Origin of the sequence: Microbacterium sp. A20, from assembly GCF_004794515.1 — a bacterium.
Classification (GTDB): Bacteria; Actinomycetota; Actinomycetes; order Actinomycetales; family Microbacteriaceae; genus Microbacterium.
Genome location: NZ_SSDF01000033.1, coordinates 20076 through 36855, shown reverse-complemented (window position 1 = coordinate 36855; position 16780 = coordinate 20076). Strand labels below are relative to the sequence as shown.

Annotated in this window: 16 protein-coding genes and 1 tRNA gene; 15 read left to right on the top strand and 2 right to left on the bottom strand. The window is 67.4% G+C overall.

Going from position 1 to position 16780, the window contains the following annotated elements; genetic code table 11:
• Positions 1-252 precede the first annotated feature (252 nt).
• Both rplJ and rplL read left to right on the top strand, forming a co-directional pair.
• Positions 253-741, top strand: a complete 489-nt coding sequence (rplJ, locus tag DW298_RS01655; RefSeq protein WP_029261006.1) for a 50S ribosomal protein L10 — start codon at positions 253-255, stop codon at positions 739-741.
• A 48-nt stretch (positions 742-789) separates the two neighbouring features.
• Positions 790-1173, top strand: a complete 384-nt coding sequence (gene rplL, locus DW298_RS01650; RefSeq protein ID WP_029261007.1) for a 50S ribosomal protein L7/L12 — start codon at positions 790-792, stop codon at positions 1171-1173.
• A gap of 80 nt (positions 1174-1253) precedes the next feature.
• Here the strand turns inward: rplL and DW298_RS01645 are convergent, their stop codons facing one another.
• On the bottom strand, positions 1254-2258 hold the full coding sequence (locus tag DW298_RS01645) for a LacI family DNA-binding transcriptional regulator (RefSeq protein WP_136040772.1): 1005 nt from the start codon (positions 2256-2258) through the stop codon (positions 1254-1256).
• A gap of 288 nt (positions 2259-2546) precedes the next feature.
• Between DW298_RS01645 and DW298_RS01640 the strand changes: the two genes are divergently transcribed.
• The 8 genes from DW298_RS01640 (at position 2547) to DW298_RS01605 (ending at position 11606) form a co-directional block, all read left to right on the top strand.
• Positions 2547-3863, top strand: coding sequence for an extracellular solute-binding protein (locus DW298_RS01640; protein WP_136040771.1), 1317 nt, complete (start codon positions 2547-2549; stop codon positions 3861-3863).
• 103 nt (positions 3864-3966) lie between these two features.
• Entirely contained in the window at positions 3967-5106 is a 1140-nt protein-coding gene (locus DW298_RS01635; protein WP_136040770.1) for a sugar ABC transporter permease, read from the top strand.
• Complete coding sequence (locus DW298_RS01630; protein WP_136040768.1) at positions 5103-6062, top strand: carbohydrate ABC transporter permease; 960 nt, start codon at positions 5103-5105, stop codon at positions 6060-6062. The genes DW298_RS01635 and DW298_RS01630 overlap by 4 nt, the downstream gene beginning before the upstream one ends.
• A gap of 95 nt (positions 6063-6157) precedes the next feature.
• Positions 6158-7534 carry a cystathionine beta-synthase gene (locus tag DW298_RS01625; RefSeq protein ID WP_136040767.1) on the top strand — a complete coding sequence of 459 codons (1377 nt, stop codon included), beginning with the start codon at positions 6158-6160 and terminating at the stop codon, positions 7532-7534.
• Positions 7535-7605: 71 nt separating this feature from the next.
• Positions 7606-8760: a cystathionine gamma-synthase gene (locus DW298_RS01620; protein ID WP_136040765.1), complete on the top strand. Its 1155-nt coding sequence runs from the start codon at positions 7606-7608 to the stop codon at positions 8758-8760.
• Positions 8761-8919: 159 nt separating this feature from the next.
• A complete protein-coding gene (locus DW298_RS01615; protein ID WP_205820210.1) occupies positions 8920-10314 on the top strand; it encodes a multidrug effflux MFS transporter in 1395 nt (464 codons plus the stop codon).
• 31 nt (positions 10315-10345) lie between these two features.
• Complete coding sequence (locus tag DW298_RS01610) at positions 10346-10954, top strand: phosphatase PAP2 family protein (RefSeq protein WP_240744975.1); 609 nt, start codon at positions 10346-10348, stop codon at positions 10952-10954.
• A gap of 49 nt (positions 10955-11003) precedes the next feature.
• Positions 11004-11606 carry a GNAT family N-acetyltransferase gene (locus DW298_RS01605; RefSeq protein ID WP_136040764.1) on the top strand — a complete coding sequence of 201 codons (603 nt, stop codon included), beginning with the start codon at positions 11004-11006 and terminating at the stop codon, positions 11604-11606.
• 185 nt (positions 11607-11791) lie between these two features.
• Here the strand turns inward: DW298_RS01605 and DW298_RS01600 are convergent.
• Positions 11792-11879, bottom strand: a tRNA-Ser gene (locus DW298_RS01600).
• A 177-nt stretch (positions 11880-12056) separates the two neighbouring features.
• On the opposite strand from DW298_RS01600, the gene mpaB (DW298_RS01595) reads away from it, so the two are divergent.
• Genes mpaB (DW298_RS01595) through mpaA1 form a run of 5 tightly spaced genes read left to right on the top strand, consistent with a single transcriptional unit; the run spans position 12057 to position 16757 of the window.
• Positions 12057-13133, top strand: coding sequence for a daptide biosynthesis RiPP recognition protein (gene mpaB, locus DW298_RS01595; RefSeq protein WP_136040762.1), 1077 nt, complete (start codon positions 12057-12059; stop codon positions 13131-13133).
• Positions 13130-14182 (top strand): daptide biosynthesis RiPP recognition protein, encoded by a 1053-nt coding sequence (mpaB, locus tag DW298_RS01590; protein WP_136040760.1) that lies wholly within the window; start codon positions 13130-13132, stop codon positions 14180-14182. The genes mpaB (DW298_RS01595) and mpaB (DW298_RS01590) overlap by 4 nt, the downstream gene beginning before the upstream one ends.
• Positions 14179-15438, top strand: coding sequence for a daptide-type RiPP biosynthesis aminotransferase (gene mpaD / locus DW298_RS01585; protein WP_136040758.1), 1260 nt, complete (start codon positions 14179-14181; stop codon positions 15436-15438). Before mpaB (DW298_RS01590) ends, mpaD begins: the two co-directional genes overlap by 4 nt.
• Positions 15435-16622, top strand: coding sequence for a daptide-type RiPP biosynthesis dehydogenase (mpaC, locus tag DW298_RS01580; protein ID WP_136040757.1), 1188 nt, complete (start codon positions 15435-15437; stop codon positions 16620-16622). Before mpaD ends, mpaC begins: the two co-directional genes overlap by 4 nt.
• Positions 16623-16757, top strand: a complete 135-nt coding sequence (gene mpaA1 / locus DW298_RS19695) for an MpaA1 family daptide-type RiPP (protein ID WP_275087554.1) — start codon at positions 16623-16625, stop codon at positions 16755-16757.
• The last annotated feature ends 23 nt before the right edge of the window (positions 16758-16780 follow it).

Genomic DNA, 16780 nt, shown 5'->3' with positions numbered 1-16780 from the left:
GAGAGGGAGGGAGAGGGAGGGAGAGGGGGATTTGGGGGACGGGAGCGGGTGGGGTAGAGTTGTGGCAACCGAAGACCGCTGGTCATCAGGCGTGCGCAAGCACGCAGGATCGAAGCTCTGCACAGCAGGGGCCCGCGCAGGACACGAACTTCTCAAAGCTCCGTGCGCTTGCGCCGGAGCTTTTTTCTGTGCAGGTGGTCCAGGTCGGCGCCCCACCACCGTGCGGCGCCTCGTACACACCAAGGAGTGACCATGGCGCAGAAGGATGCATCGGTCGCCGAGCTCACGAAGTCATTCGAGAACTCGAACGCCGTCCTGCTGACCGAGTACCGCGGTCTGACGGTTGCCCAGCTCAAGGAGCTGCGCAACAGCATCCGTCAGGACGCTGAGTACGCCGTGGTGAAGAACACGCTGACCAAGATCGCCGCCAACAAGGCTGGCATCTCCGCGCTGGACGACGACCTCAAGGGTCCGTCGGCTGTCGCGTTCGTGCACGGTGACTTCGTCGCCACCGCCAAGGCTCTGCGTGACTTCGCCAAGGCCAACCCGCTTCTCGTGATCAAGTCCGGCATCTTCGAGGGCAACGCCCTCACCGCGGACGAGGTCAACAAGTACGCCGCGCTCGAGAGCCGTGAGGTTCTGCTGGCGAAGGCTGCGGGCATGATGAAGGCGACGATGGGCAAGGCTGCCGCCACCATCGATGCTCTTCGCGAAAAGCTGGAGACCGCAGAGGCCGCGTAAGCGACCTGCGATCTCGTCTACAAACCCCATCTATCTAGGAGATACATCATGGCTAAGCTCACCACTGAGGAGCTGCTCGAGCAGTTCGCCGGCCTGACCCTCGTCGAGCTCAACGACTTCGTCAAGGCGTTCGAGGAGAAGTTCGAGGTCACCGCTGCTGCTCCCGTCGCCGTTGCCGGTGCTGCGGGTGGCGCAGGCGCTGCTGAGGCTGAGGAAGAGAAGGACTCCTTCGACGTCATCCTCGAGGCTGCTGGCGACAAGAAGATCCAGGTCATCAAGACCGTCCGCGAGCTCACCTCGCTGGGTCTCGGCGAGGCCAAGGCTGTCGTCGACGGTGCCCCGAAGGCTGTCCTTGAGGGCGCCAACAAGGAGACCGCCGAGAAGGCCAAGGCTGCTCTCGAAGAGGCAGGCGCAACGGTTACCCTCAAGTAATCGCGACGCTCACGCGTTTCTGATCGAAGGCCCCGGGTTCGCCCGGGGCCTTCGTGCGTCTCCGGCGCTTCCCGAGCGGGTCAGCGCGGCGGAGCGGTGGAGTTGCGCACCACCAGGGCGGATGCTGCGGCGAGGTGATCGAGCGGAGCATCCGGCCGGTCGATCCGCTGCATGAGGAGTCGCACGGCCTCGTGCCCCTGTTCGCGGGGTGATTGGCCGATCGTGGTCAGGGCGAACATGTCGGCGTGCTCATGGTCGTCGATGCCCACCACGCTGAGTTCGGTCGGCACAGCGATGCCCAGGCGGCGAGCGGCGATGATCGCGCCGATGGCCGCCTCGTCGCATACCCCGACGATCGCGGTCGGGCGGCTGCGACGGTCGCCGAGCAGGCCGGCTGTCGCCGTGAACCCTCCCGGCATGGTCGGCGCCGCGCCGACGATACGCGCGTGGGCCGCGAGGGCGGCGGCCTGCATGGCATCGTTGTAGCCGGCCAGACGCCGGGCGTCCCCGAAGCTCTGCTCGGTGCCGTCCCCGGATCCGCCGACGAAGGCGATGTCGGTGTGGCCGAGTTCGATCAGATGCTCGGTGGCGATGCGCGCCGCAGCCGTGTCGTCGATCGAGACCGCGCTCGACCCGTCGCTGTACGGGCCCACGCTCACCAGCGGGCGCCCGGTGCGCTGCAGGCGTTCGAGCTCGCGCGCGCTGGGCTGGATGCCCACCGCGATGATGCCGTCGAAGCGGCGCCCCGGCAGTACGTTCTCGAACAGCCGCTCCCGGGTCTGCGAGCGCTCAGGTACCCCGTAGAGGGAGAGGTCGTAGTCGAGCGCGAACAGAGACTCCTGGATCCCCGCCAGCAGCTCGGCGAAGAACCAGCGGTCCACGGGCGGCATCACGACGCCGACGGTCTGCGTCCGACCGGTGGCCAGGCTCGTCGCGGAGGAGTGCGCGACATACGACAGCTCGCGGGCCGCATCCGCGACGCGGGCACGGGTGTCGTCCGAGACGTAGCCGCGTCCGCTCAGTGCTCGACTCGCGGTGGCCTTCGACACCCCGGCACGCGCAGCGACGTCTGCGATCGTGCTCATCGGTCCTCCTCGACCTGTTCACGCGGTTGCGTGGGTGGCGGCGCGGTGGCCGCGCCGGGTGACAGCGTAGTCGCCGAGGCGCTCAAAAGGAACCGGTTCCACACTGCGCGCGAGGGAGCGCTCCCACCGACGTCATGGAGGAGAGTCGAATGGTTGTGAGCTTGTGACCCTTCCGTGTTGTGTCGGGATATCGATCGCCAGTAGGTTGGCCTGGAATCGGTTCCCTACCGATGCCGCGGGGTGGCATCGAATCAGGTCGGGACCCTGTACTCGAAGAGGAGAATTCACATGGCTCTGTCACAGCGTTCCCGGCGTTACGCGCCGCTCGCCCTGCTGGGGGTCGCGGGCATCGCGCTCGCCGGATGCGGGGCTCCCGGTGGGACCTCCGGAGGCGGCGGAGGTGGCGGCGGAGACAACACCGTCACGATCTACGGCACGATCGTCGAGGGCGAAGCCGAACTCCTCGCGGAATCCTGGGCGGATTTCGAGAAGGAGAACGACATCGAGATCAAGTACGAGGGAAGCCAGGACTTCGAGACGCAGCTCGGCACCCGCGCGCAGGGCGGCAACCCGCCCGACATCGCGATCTTCCCGCAGCCCGGTCTGTTCGCGGACTACGCCTCGCGTGATCTGCTGAAGCCGGCTCCGGAAGCGGTTAAGAAGAACGCCGAGGAGTACTGGACGCAGGGCTGGGTCGACTTCGGCACCTACGACGGCACGTTCTACGGCGCACCGCTGATGGCGAGCGTCAAGGGCTGGGTCTGGTACTCGCCCACCAAGTTCGCTGAATGGGGTGTCGAGGAGCCGACCAGCTGGGACGAGCTGCTGACGCTGACGCAGACCATCAAGGACAAGAGCGGTGCCGCCCCCTGGTGCGCCGGCTTCGAGTCCGGTGTCGCGACCGGGTGGCCGGGTACCGACTGGATCGAAGACCTCGTGCTCCGCAACGCGGGCCCCGACGTCTACGACCAGTGGGTCAAGAACGAGGTCCCCTTCACCGACCCGCAGATCAAGGAGGCGTTCGACGCCACGGGTGAGATCCTGCTGAACCCGGAGTACGTCAACGCCGGCTTCGGTGACGTGCGCTCGATCAACTCCACCGCGTTCGGTGACGTGGCCGCGAAGGTCGCCAGCGGCGAGTGCGGGCTGACCCACCAGGCCTCGTTCCTGTCGGGCTTCTACCCCGAGGGCACGAACTTCGCCGAGGACGGCGACGTCTGGGCGTTCCTGACGCCGAGCCCGAACCCGGATGAGACCCTCATCACCGGTGGTGGCGAGATCGTGGGTGCATTCAGCGACTCCGAGGCGACGCAGAAGGTGCTCGAGTACCTGTCCAGCCCCGAGTGGGCCAACAGCCGTCTCGCCCTCGGTGGCGTGACGTCGGCCAACAAGGGCGTCGACCTCGACGTGGTCGAGGACCCGATCCTGCAGGAGTCGATCAAGCTGCTCCAGGACGACTCGGTGACGTTCCGCTTCGACGGGTCGGACCAGATGCCGGGTGCTGTCGGATCCGGCACCTTCTGGAAGGGCATGGTCGCCTGGATCAACGGGACCTCCACCGATGAGGTGCTGACCCAGATCGAGACCGGCTGGCCTTCCAGCTGATCGGATGAGGAGGGCCGCCCCGATGGGCGGCCCTCCTTCTCACACCCGGTCAGCGCATCGCCGCGCCGACCGCTGATCAGCTCCGTCTCATGAAGGGGATTCCATGAACGCGACTGTGTTCTTCCAATGGATCGGGACACTCCCGCCGATCCTCCAGGCCGTGGCCGTGGTCATCGCATTCGCGGTGGTCGTGGTGATCATCCTGCTGCTCGTCGACATCGCGCCGCGCAAGGGCGCGCTCTACACCGGCATCCGTCTCGCGATGTGCCTGCTCATCCCGCTCGCGGTGATGTGGTTCTTCAACTCCTACTACTGGGCGATGGGAGTCGCGGTCGCCGTCGGCGCGCTGTTCTTCTTCCTGGACTACCGGTCCCGCGACGGCGCGGGATACCTGATCCAGCTCGTGGCTTTCATGGCCCCGGCCATGCTGCTCCTCCTCGCCGGACTCATCCTGCCGTCGATCCAGACCGTGTACGCGTCGTTCTGGAACTCGACCGGCAGCGACTTCGTCGGCTTCTCCAACTACCTCTGGATCTTCACGCAGTCCGACGGCGTGACCGCGGTGATCAACACGATCGTGTGGGTGCTGCTCGTCCCGACGCTCTCCACCATGATCGGCCTGGCTTATGCGGTGTTCATCGACCGGACGCGCGGCGAGAAGATCTACAAACTGCTGGTCTTCATGCCGATGGCCATCTCGTTCGTGGGCGCCAGCATCATCTGGCGATTCGTGTACGCCTACCGCGGCCCGGAGTTCGAGCAGATCGGTCTGCTCAACCAGATCCTGGTCTGGTTCGGCGGTGAGCCGCAGCAGTTCCTGTTGAACGGTCCGTGGAACAACCTGGCGCTCATCGTGGTGCTGATCTGGGTGCAGACCGGTTTCGCGATGGTCGTGCTCTCGGCGTCGATCAAGGGCGTCCCGGCCGAACTGCTCGAGGCGGCTGAGCTCGACGGCGCCAACGCCTGGGAGCGCTTCAAGTCGGTGACGATCCCCTCGATCCGTCCGGCGCTCATCGTCGTGCTGACCACGATCTCGATCGCCTCCCTGAAGGTGTTCGACATCGTCCGCACGATGACCGGTGGAAACTACGGCACCTCGGTGCTGGCGAACGAGATGTACACCCAGTTCTCGAAGTTCGAGGCGGGTCGCAGCGCTGCGCTGTCCGTCATCCTGTTCATCCTGGTGCTGCCGATCGTCATCTACAACGCACGCCAGATCAAGAAGCAGCGGGAGATCCGATGACCGACACCGTGAAGACAGACACCGGCGACAGCACGCGGGCCATCACGACCGCAGGCCGGTTCGATGCTTCCGCCGGACGCGCGCGCAAGCGCCTCAGCCGGCCCTGGGCGAGTGTCGCAGCGATCATCATCGCCGTCATGTGGACCGTTCCGACGCTCGGGCTCTTCATCTCGTCGTTCCGCGAGCGGGACGCGATCGAGACCACCGGGTGGTGGACGGTCTTCACCAACCCGCAGCTGACGCTGGACAACTACGTGGCTGTGCTGCAGTCCGGCACCACCCAGCTGACGATCCTGGAGTCCTTCTTCAACTCGATCGTCATCACCATCCCGGCCACGCTCATCCCGTTGATGATCGCGGCGATGGCGGCGTACGCGTTCTCGTGGATCGATTTCAAGGGCCGCAACGCGCTGTTCATCTTCGTGTTCGCGCTGCAGATCGTACCGATCCAGATGGCGCTCGTCCCCCTCCTGTCGTCGTTCTCCCGCGGGATCAACCTGTTCGGCGTCCAGGTGACGGAGGGACTCGATGTCGCCGGCGGCTATGCGCAGGTGTGGTTCGCCCACACGATGTTCGCGCTGCCGCTCGCGATCTATCTGCTGCACAACTTCATGTCGGAGATCCCCGGCGAGATCATCGAGGCCGCGCGCGTCGACGGAGCCTCGCGCGGACAGATCTTCTTCCGGGTGGTGCTGCCGCTCACGATGCCGGCGATCGCGTCGGTGGCGATCTTCCAGTTCCTCTGGGTCTGGAACGATCTGCTCGTGGCCCTCGTGTTCGCCGACGGAGCCGCGTCGCCGATCACGAAGGTGCTCGCCGAGATCACGGGTCGCGGCGAGGGCTGGTACCTGCTGACGGCGGGCGCGTTCGTGTCGATCATCGTTCCGCTGATCGTGTTCTTCGCACTGCAGCGCTACTTCGTCCGCGGGCTGCTGGCGGGATCGACGAAGGGCTGACGCATCGAAGGACTCCGGTCCTTCCACGAGAACGGATGCCGCGGGCGGGTGAAACACAGCCCCGCCCGCGGCATCCGCGCGTCTACCCTGAAGTCATGAAGTACGCAGACTCGATCGTCGACCTCGTCGGCGACACGCCCCTCGTGAAGCTCACGCGCGTCACCGAGGGCGTCGCGTGCACGGTGCTCGTCAAGCTCGAATACCTGAACCCGGGTGGGTCGTCGAAGGATCGCATCGCCGCGCGCATCATCGATGCCGCCGAGGCATCGGGCGACCTGAAGCCCGGTGGCACGATCGTCGAACCCACCAGCGGCAACACCGGAGTGGGTCTCGCGCTGGTCGCTCAACAGCGCGGATACAAGTGCGTGTTCGTGCTGCCCGACAAGGTGGGCGAGGACAAGATCGACGTGCTGCGGGCCTACGGGGCGGAAGTCGTCGTGACCCCGACCTCGGTTGCGCCGGACAGCCCGGAGTCGTACTACAGCGTCAGCGACCGACTCACCCGTGAGATCCCCGGCGCGTTCAAGCCGAACCAGTACGAGAACCCGAACGGCCCTCGCAGCCACTACGAGACCACCGGGCCGGAGATCTGGCGCGACACCGAGGGGAAGGTCACGCATTTCGTGGCCGGAGTCGGTACGGGCGGCACGATCACGGGCACCGGACGATACCTCCGCGAGGTGTCGGAAGGCCGCGTGCGCATCGTCGGCGTCGACCCGGAGGGCAGCGTCTACAGCGGCGGCACCGGTCGCCCCTACCTCGTCGAAGGCGTCGGGGAGGACATCTGGCCCGGTGCCTACGACCCGACCGTCCCGCACGAGATCGTGGCCGTGGGCGATGCGGACTCGTTCGCGATGACGAGGCGGCTGGCGCGCGAGGAGGGGATCCTCGTCGGCGGATCGAGCGGCATGGCCGTCGTCGGCGCGCTGCGCGTGGCGCGGGATCTGCCCGCGGATGCCGTCATGGTCGTGCTCCTTCCGGACGGTGGCCGCGGCTACCTCGGCAAGATCTTCAACGACGGGTGGATGCGGTCCTACGGATTCAGCGACGTGGAAGAGGGCGAGACCGTCGCCGACGTGCTCGCCGCACGGCCGTCGCGCCAGGGGGAGGGGATTCCCGACCTCGTGCACGCGCACCCGACGGACACGGTGCTCGAGGCCATCAGGATGATGACGCAGTACGACGTCTCGCAGCTGGTCGTCCTCAGCGCCGAACCGCCCGTCATGATGGGCGAGGTTGTCGGCACGGTCGACGAGAAGGGACTGCTCGACCTGCTGTTCCGTGGCGACGCGAGTGCGACGGATGCCGTCGGCGCACATGTGGGGGAGCGGCTTCCGCTCATCGGCATCCATGCCTCGGTCGCCCAGGCGAAGACGGCGCTCGCCGACGCCGATGCGCTGCTCGTCACGGAAGACGGGAAGCCGCACACCGTCCTGACGCGCCAGGATCTGCTCGGGTACCTGTCCCGCTGAGCGTCGGGCGGCCGATGACCCCGGGCGTAACGGGAAGGCCGCCGTTGCGAGGGCGGTCGTAGGCTGAGGGCATGTCCGACCACGCCTTCGCCACCCGCGCCATCCATGCAGGACAAGCTCCCGATCCGACGACGGGGGCGATCATCCCGCCGATCTACCAGTCCTCCACGCACGTGCAGGACGGCATCGGCGGGTTCCGCGAGGGCTACGAGTACAACCGTGCCGGCAACCCCACGCGGTCGTCGCTCGAGACGCAGCTCGCCGCGCTCGAAGGCGGTGCGAGCGCCCTCTCATTCGCCTCGGGACTTGCCGCCGAAGATGCGCTGCTGCGCGGCATCCTGAAGCCCGGCGACCACGTGCTCCTCGGCAACGACGTGTACGGCGGGACCTACCGACTGCTCACCAAGGTGCTGGCACCGTGGGGCATCGACACGACGACGGTCGAGCTCTCGGACGTGGATGTGCTCCGCGCCGCGATCCGCCCCGAGACCAAGATCGTGTGGCTGGAGACGCCGAGCAACCCCCTGCTGAAGGTCGTCGACATCGCGCTGATCGCCGAGATCGCACACGAGTCCGGCGCGATCGTGGTCGTGGACAACACGTTCGCCTCGCCCGCGCTGCAGCAGCCGCTCGCACTCGGGGCCGACCTGGTCGTGCATTCCACGACGAAGTACCTCGGCGGACACTCCGACGTGCTCGGGGGCGCCGTCGTGTTCGGCGACGACCGCTTCTTCGACCAGGTGAAGTTCCAGCAGTTCGCCGTCGGTGCGGTGTCCGCGCCCCTGGACGCCTGGCTCACCACCCGCGGCATCAAGACGCTCGCACTGCGGATGCGGCAGCACTCCGAGAACGCGCAGGCGATCGCGGAGTGGGCGGCGGCGCGTCCCGAATTCGCGCAGGTGTACTACCCCGGACTCGCCTCGCACCCCGGTCACGAGATCGCCGCGAAGCAGATGAGCGGATTCGGAGGGATGCTCTCGCTCGGGCTCGCCGCGGGCGCCGACGCCGCGCGGGCCTTCGCCGAGAGCACCTCCCTGTTCCAACTGGCCGAGTCGCTGGGCGGTGTGGAATCCCTCATCGGGTACCCGCCGGACATGACGCACGCGTCGGTGCGCGGCACCGAGCTCGCCGTCCCCGAGAACGTCGTGCGGCTCTCGGTCGGGATCGAGGACATCGGCGACCTGATCGCCGACCTCGAGCAGGGGCTGGAGCGCGTCGCGCGCTGAGCTCCCGCATCACGCGGCTCCGAGAACGCACCTCCGGCACGGTCGGGGTGCGTTCTCGATCCAGGCGAGGGATGGCGACGCCGCTGCGGCGGTAACATGGGTGCTTCCCCTCAGGCCGAATCGATTCGACCGCGCGCACCCGAACTCTGGAAGGACGTCGTGTCCGACGCTCCCCGCACTGACTCCATCCCCACCTCGCGACCCGACGGGTCGGACGCCGTTCCGTCCGCAGAACCCGAGCGCACCGCCACCGGCAGCATCCGCACCTCCACGGCCACCGGCGCCATCCGCACCCTCGGTGCGAACCCGGCGACCGCCCCGATCATGCTGCACCCGGGGGACGCGATCCCCGTCGGTCGCCGGACGCTCTACATCATCCTGCTCGGCGCGCTCACGGCGCTCGGCCCGTTCACGATCGACCTCTACCTCCCGGCCTTCCCGGTGCTGGAAGAGGACTTCCAGACCACGGCCGCCGCGATCCAGCTGACCCTCACCGGCACGATGATCGGCTTCGCCCTCGGGCAGCTCGTCGTCGGTCCGCTCAGCGACAAGGTCGGCCGCCGGGTGCCGCTGATCGCGGTCACGGCGCTGCACGTCCTCGCCAGCATCGGCGCCGCCTTCGCCCCGGACCTCGCCCTGCTCAGCGCCGCGCGCGTGCTCATGGGAGTGGGGGCCGCGGCCGGTGGCGTCGTGGCCATGGCCATCGTGCGCGACCTGTTCGGCGGCCGCCGCCTGGTCGTGATGCTCTCGCGGCTCGCTCTGGTGTCGGGTGTCGCCCCCGTCATCGCGCCGCTCATCGGCTCGTGGCTCCTCACCCTCATGCCCTGGCGGGGGATCTTCGTAGTCCTCGCCGCGTACGGCATCGTGATGCTCCTCTCGGCGATCCTGTTCATCCCCGAGACGCTGCCCGTCGCCCGCCGGCAGGACCGCGGGGGCGCGACCATGCTGCAGCGCTACCGCTCGGTGCTCACGGACCGGGTATTCATCGGTGTGCTGGTGATCGGCGGCATGACCTTCTCCGGCCTGTTCTCCTACCTCTCGGCATCGCCCTTCCTGTTCCAGGAGACGCACGGGCTCGATGCGCAGGAGTACGGCCTATTGTTCGCCGTGAACTCGCTCGGCGTGGTCGCCGGCGTGCAGACCGCGTCTCGGCTGGCCGCGCGCTTCGGACCGCAGTGGGTCATGGCGTACTCCACCGGGGTGCTGCTGCTCGCGGGCGTCGCGATCATCGTCACAGACCAGCTCGGGCTCGGGCTCTGGGGAACGGTCATCCCGCTCTTCGTGTTCATGACCGCCTGCGGCTTCACGTTCCCCAATGTGCAGGTGCTCGCGTTGGATCGTCACGGGAAGGCGGCCGGCACCGCGGCCTCTATCATCGGCGCGACGAACTTCGGTGTCGCCGGGCTCATCTCCCCGGTCGTCGGATGGCTCTCCCACGGCTCCGGGATCACCGCGACCACCATGGCCTCGGTCATGGTGGGCTGCGCCGTCATCGGCATCCTCTCGCTCTGGTTCGTCGTGCGACCGCGGACCGTAGGGATGCTCAATCCCTGATCGGCGCCGCGTCGTCCCGCAGAATGGGACGATGGACAGACGGATGCTGCTGTGGTGGGGAGTGGGCCTGCTCGCCCTCGCGACGGCCCTCGGTGCCGTGGTGGTGTTCGTCTATCCCGAGACGCCCGGCTTCGACCACTGGTGGAACGAGATGGTCGCGGGTATCCGGGGCGACTGGCTGCTGCAATTCGCGTTGGTCATGGACTGGATCGGCGGGGGCTGGGTGGCGATCCTCGGGGTGCCGCTGTTGGCGATCCTCGCTCTCCTGCTGGCGCGCCGGTGGCGTAGCGCGGTGTTCGCGGCCGTGTGCTTCGCCGCGAGCGCCGGCGCCGTGCAGCTGCTGAAGCAGCTCTTCGGGAGAGCGCGGCCCGAGGACATGCTGGTGGTGAGCGACTACGGCTCCTTCCCGTCGGGTCACACCGCGAATGCCGCGACGATCGCCCTCGTGATCTGGGTGCTGTTCCCGCGCGTGTGGACGGCGATCCTCGGTGCACTGTGGGTGCTCGCGATGGCGCTCTCGCGCACCTTCTTGTCGGTGCACTGGGCCACCGACACGCTCGGCGGTGCCCTCGTCGGCGCCGGCGTGGTACTCGTGCTGGCGGCCTGGTTGCTGCCGTGGGTGCAGCGGAAGAAGTCCTAGGTCGACGCGCCGATAGGCTGATTCCGACCGTTCAGTCAGAGGAGCCTTCGTGTCGCGCATCCGTCCCTACCGCCCCACCGATCGTGCCGCGCTGTACGACATCTGCGTGAAGACCGCCGATGCGGGAGGCGATGCGACCGGCATCCTCCCCGACGACTCGCTGTGGGGCGACCTGTTCGCCGTTCCCTATGCCGAACGGCACCCTGACCTCGCCTGGGTCGTGGAGAGCGACGACGAGCGGACGATCGGCTACATCGTGGCGACGGATGACACCGACGCGTTCTACGCCTGGTTCCGGGACGAGTGGTGGCCCACGCTGCAGGAGCGTTACCCGCGGCCCGCGGAGCCCACGACCCGCGAGGACCGCATGGTCGAGTACGGGTACGAGCGCGCTCCCGGCATCGAGCCGAACGCCGCGGAGTACCCCGCGCACCTCCACATCGATCTGCTGCCGGAGACGCAGGGGCAGGGGCTCGGGCGTGGGCTCATGGAGACCCTGTTCGCCGAGCTCACCCGCCGCGGGGTGCGCGGCCTGCACCTGGGGATCGACCCGAACAACGCCGGAGCGGCCGCGTTCTACGAGCGGCTCGGGATGACGCGGCTCCCGGCGGCGCCCGGTGGGCAGATCTACGGCGTGCGCTTCGACGGCTGACGGCTGATCCCCGGTACTCGAGAGAAACGCAAGAAGGGCCTCCGCTGGTGCGGAGACCCTTCTTGCGTTTCTGGCGGTGACGGCGGGACTCCGGTGCTCGCTGCGCTCGCTCCTCCCCGAATCCCCAGTGCTCGATAGACACGCAAGAAGGGCCCCCGCTGGCGCGGAGACCCTTCTTGCGTTTCTGGCGGTGACGGCGGGATTCGAACCCGCGGTTGCTTGCACAACACACGCTTTCCAAGCGTGCTCCTTCGGCCGCTCGGACACGTCACCAGGAACAACCTGTCCATCCTATCCGATCGGGGGAGGGCGGCGTGACAGGGTCGTCGCGCTCAGCGATGGCCGCTTCCGACGGACCTGTGGACGGAATATTGCATGTCACACGTCGCGTGTATAACCTCAGATGAGGACACATCATCTTCAAACGGGATTCGTGCTTCTGGGGGAAACATGCAAGACAGCTCGACCACGGCGTCACGGCCCGGCCACCGCACGGCGACCGCTTTCGAGCAGTACGTCACCGGGAGGCGAGGGATCGTCGAGGGTGCGGTGTTCTTTCTCGAATCCGGAGACCACCTCGACGAAGTGCTTCGTGTGGCAGAGCCCTGCGACGTCGTGATCGCCCCCGCCGCCGCCCTCGCACCACATGCGGATCCCCGGACCATCGGATACGACGGTTCTTACATGGAGCCTGGCGACGAGATCACCCTCGATGGGCGGCACACCTTCGAGCTGCAGGACTACATCGCCCTCCCGTTCCTCTCCGTCGTCGGACCGACCGTCGTCCGGCAGCGCTCGGCAGCAGCCATCGCCGCCTTCCTCAGCGATGCCGACACGGCGTGGGAGTCCGGGGCCTTCATCGGACAGCTCCTGAGTGCCGACGTGCGGTTGGATTCCCGGGACTCCTTTCTCCCGGCTGACTCCGCCGGCGATTCGCTTGTACGAATCCATGTCACGCGTCGCGGCGAGTATCGAGACGGACCCGATGGGCTTCTCCTCGGGAAAGTGGGGGAGGAACGGGCCGACGTCGAGTCGGAGGCAGCGTCGAGGGCGGGGCGCGGCCGATCATTCGCCGGGATCGTCGACCCGCGAGTCCTCGAGGCGGACCTCGACGACCGCCCGTGGTTCGAGCGCTATCTGGCGGCTCTCGACCTGCTGCGACTCTGGGGGAGCGCGCCCGAGCGCCCCGCCATTTCCGGCTTCGGTGGCCACCTTGTCGCGGCGCTCGACGAGGGCGGGTCGTACCCCGCGGCACTGTCGGCACGCGCACCCTTCCTCGTCACAGGGGACGGCGATGAATACGTCCTGGTCGATCGGATCAACCGCAGACGCATACGTCTCACCGTCGATTCCGCGAGGGCGGCCGAATGTCTGATCGCCACGTCTGACGAGTCGGAGGCCGCGGCACTGCTTGCGATCGAACTCGGGAGCCGGGTGAGCAGTGTGACTCCGTTGGTGCGCGAGCTACGAGACAGATTCGCGGCGGCAGGGCTCGACCTCACGGCGATGCGGCGGGATGGAGCATGACGCGGGACGAGGCGGCAGGCGTGGAGAGGGACGCCGTCGGAGCCCGGGCGCTGCGGGAGTGGATCACCGGATCGCGTGAACAGTACCCGCGGGTCTTTCTCGTCGAGAGCGGAGCTTCGGCGCGGAGCCTGAACACGGTGGCGGGCAAGGGCGACGTCGTTCTGTTGCCGGCGGACAGCGAGCCATATGCCGGACCCGCCACGGCCGTCCATTACGGCGGAGCGCTTCATGATGTCGGTGACGAGCTGTTCTTCGGCGAACGCAGAGTCGAGCTCCAGGACTATGTCGCAGCCGACTACGTGCAGATCGTCGGACCCACTGCAGTGTGCTTTTTCGACATGTCGAGTTGGCGTGCCTTCCTCGACGACGCTGAGCTCGCCCGCCAGACGGGCGTCTTTCCCTCAGCGTTGATCGACCCCAGGATTCTCCTCGCGAACCGCGCAGCGGTCGCCGACCCCGGTGCTCTCGAGGCTCCGAGTGCCATCCGAGTGAGTCCCGATGGCAGCGCCAGCATCGGTGTTCGAGGGCCCGTCATCGGCCACGTCGACGACCTGCACCGCTTGCTCACGGTCCCGCTTCCCCATGTTGCTGTGTGGGAAGACATCGCACCCAGGGAGGTCTTCCTCGCTGATCTCGCGAGTCGGAGATGGATCGGTCGATACCTCAACGCAACGGATCTCATGAAGATACTCCGGCTCGCCAACGGTGCGGCGAGGATCGCGGGGTTCGGCTGGTCGCTGATCGACGATGCCCTCGACGATGCCGAACCGCAGGCGAGCGATCCATTCTTGCTCGAGACCGCAGACGGCTTCCTGCTGGCAGACCCCACCACCCGGAGGCGCCAGCTGCTGTCGCCCCTGACCGCCTTGGTGGTCGCGGTCGTGCAGACCTCGAGCGCTCAGCAGCTCGCGGCGGAGCGCGTGGCGCGGCAGCTCGGCATTCCCGTGCCGGAGGCGGGATCCCTGTGCGGTGAGGCCCTTGCGGCTCTCGGCATACATTTCGGCAGCCGCGCTGCCTCCGTACGACGCACCACGGGAGTCGACGCATGACCGACCCGCACGCGCTGTGGACCTCGATGCTCCCGGCAGACGCGACCTTCACGAGTGACCGGATCGCCGTCGGCGCGGCCGGAAATCGAATCGAGTTCGCAGACGGCTCGACTCGGCTCTGCGCGACGAGTGGGCTATGGAACGCTCCACTCGGCTTCGGCAACCCCGCGGTCGCCGAAGCAGTGAGCAGGGCGACACATGATGCCTCGTACCTCTCCCTGTTCAGAGCGCCGCACAGGTACGCGGAAGTCGCGGCGGAGGCTCTCGTCGAACTGGCGAACCCGAGCAGGTACGGCCGTGTCATCTTCTCCACATCGGGCGGAGCAGCGAATGATGCGGCCGTGAAGCTGACACGGCAGTACTGGGCACAGAAGGGGGCCGGATCCCGCTCGCTCGTCGTCGGTCTGAAGGGCAGCTATCACGGCACCATGTACGGCAGTCACGCGCTGAGCGGCGATGACCTCCTCCAAGCGGTGTATTCGGTCGACCGCAGGTCAGTGCGGCACGTCTCGCACAGCGACGACGGGGAAGAGCTGGCGACATTGCTCTCACGCGAAGGCTCGCGGGTGGCCTCGGTGGTCGTCGAGCCCGTCCTCGGCAGCGGGGCGTACGCGCTCTCCGCTGCCTTCGTGTCCCGTCTTCTCGCTCTCCGAGAGGAGTACGGGTTCCTGATCGTGGCCGATGAGGTCGCGACAGGATTCGGCCGCACCGGGACGATGTTCGCCACTGACCGCTGGGCCGCCGCACCCGACGTCCTCATTCTCTCCAAAGCGCTGACGAACGGCGCGATGGGCGCCGCCGCACTCCTCATCGGGCACCGACTGGCCTCCGAGTTCGTCCGAGGAGGCTGGACGTTCGTTCACGGCGAGACGCAGGCGGGCACACCCGCGTGCGCGGCGGCCATCGTCGCCGTCATCGAAGAACTGCACCGCATCGACGTGGAATCGGTGACCACGTCACTGGCCGACGACTTGTCGCAGCTCACGACGCGGTTGGTGTCGGACGGTGTCGTCGACCGGGTCGCGGGACGCGGCTGCTTCCTTGGACTGGAACTCCACGACCGAGACGGGAATCCGCTGTCCGGCCCCGAGGTTCTCCGCGTCGTCTCCGCAATCGCGGAGAAAGGCGTCGTGGTGCAGCCGGGGCCGAGCTGCATCGAACTGATTCCCGCGTATGGGTTCACCGCTGCCGAACTCATCGAGATGGATACGGCGGTGCGTGCGGGTGTCGTGCAGGCGTGGGAGCTCTCCGCATGACCCGGGAATCTGCCGAGCGCATTCCCACGCTGTGGCACGGGACAGGGCTGGCGCGCGAGAGGGTGGTATCCCTCACGGCAGGGCGCGAGACTCTCGTGATCGCGGATTCGGCCGTCACCGTTCCCCTGCTGGACGACTACGGCGCGCGGATGATCGCCGTCGACGCACTCGCGGTGGATGTCACGACGGTGACGGACATCGCACGCGAGATCGTTCGTCGTCCTCCCCGAGTCATCGTGGCGGTCGGCGGGGGTAGCATTCTCGATGCGAGCAAGATCGCGGCCCTGGCGCTCGCCCCCGGACGGGTGTTCGATTACGCCGTCGGGCATGCATCGAGGTCAGCGCTGACCTTCTTGCCCGATTCGCCGCCGCCCGTGGAGATCGTGGCGGTGCCGACGACGCTCGGCACCTCGTCGGAGACGAACAGCGTCGGCATCCTCAAGAACGAAGGAGGCTACCGGCTCATCGTCGGGCGCTCTCTGAGACCGCGTCACGCGATCATCGATCCGTCCAACCTGATCACCCTCTCGCACGCCGCAGTCAGGGAAGGGGCGATGGAGGCGTTCCTGCGTCTGGCGGGTGCGTCGACGAGTTCTCGACGAAGCGCCAGGGCGAACGGCGACGCCGTCGCCCTCGGCAGGGCGCTCCTCGAAACGGCCGCTCGCGACTCGGCGTCCGCCGCGGGGAGGCTGCGTCTCGCTCGCTTGAGCGCAGCCACGCAGCGCACGGCGGCACTGCGCGGTGACCCCTACAGCGCGCGCCACTGGTACCTCGCGAACGAGGTCGCCTTCCTGCTCGAGGTGCGCAAGATGGTCGCCACAGCCGCGGTCATCGCTGCGATCTGGCGCCGGATCTGCTCGGGAGACGCGAGGTGGGGCGATCGGGAGAGCCTTGAGGACTTCTGGACGAGGATCGCAGGCGGGGTGGCACTGCCGCTCCATCCACCCGCCGGCATCGCTGCGCTCATCGACCGCTGGGGGATCCCGTGTCCACGGCGGCCGAGCGCTCACGATATCGGCCGCATCTCCGCTGCCACAGAACGAGCATGGGGAAATCACCACCCGATGCTCCCAGGTCTCGTCGCACAAGACTTCTGCGACGTGCTCCGCGATTCCTGCTGGAGCCCTCAGCCGGTCGGCAACGCGTGCCGACCATCGACATTCGCATCGGAGGAGGTGAATTGAATGAACCACAGCACGGAAAAGCAGATCCACTTCCAAGAGCTGGAGGAGATGGATGCCCCCGACTGGGAGAGCTTCTACCGGGGCGTCGGAAGCGCTCTGATACTCATCGGGATCGGCGCGGCCGCTGCCACGTGATCTCATCGGCCGGATCAATCGAC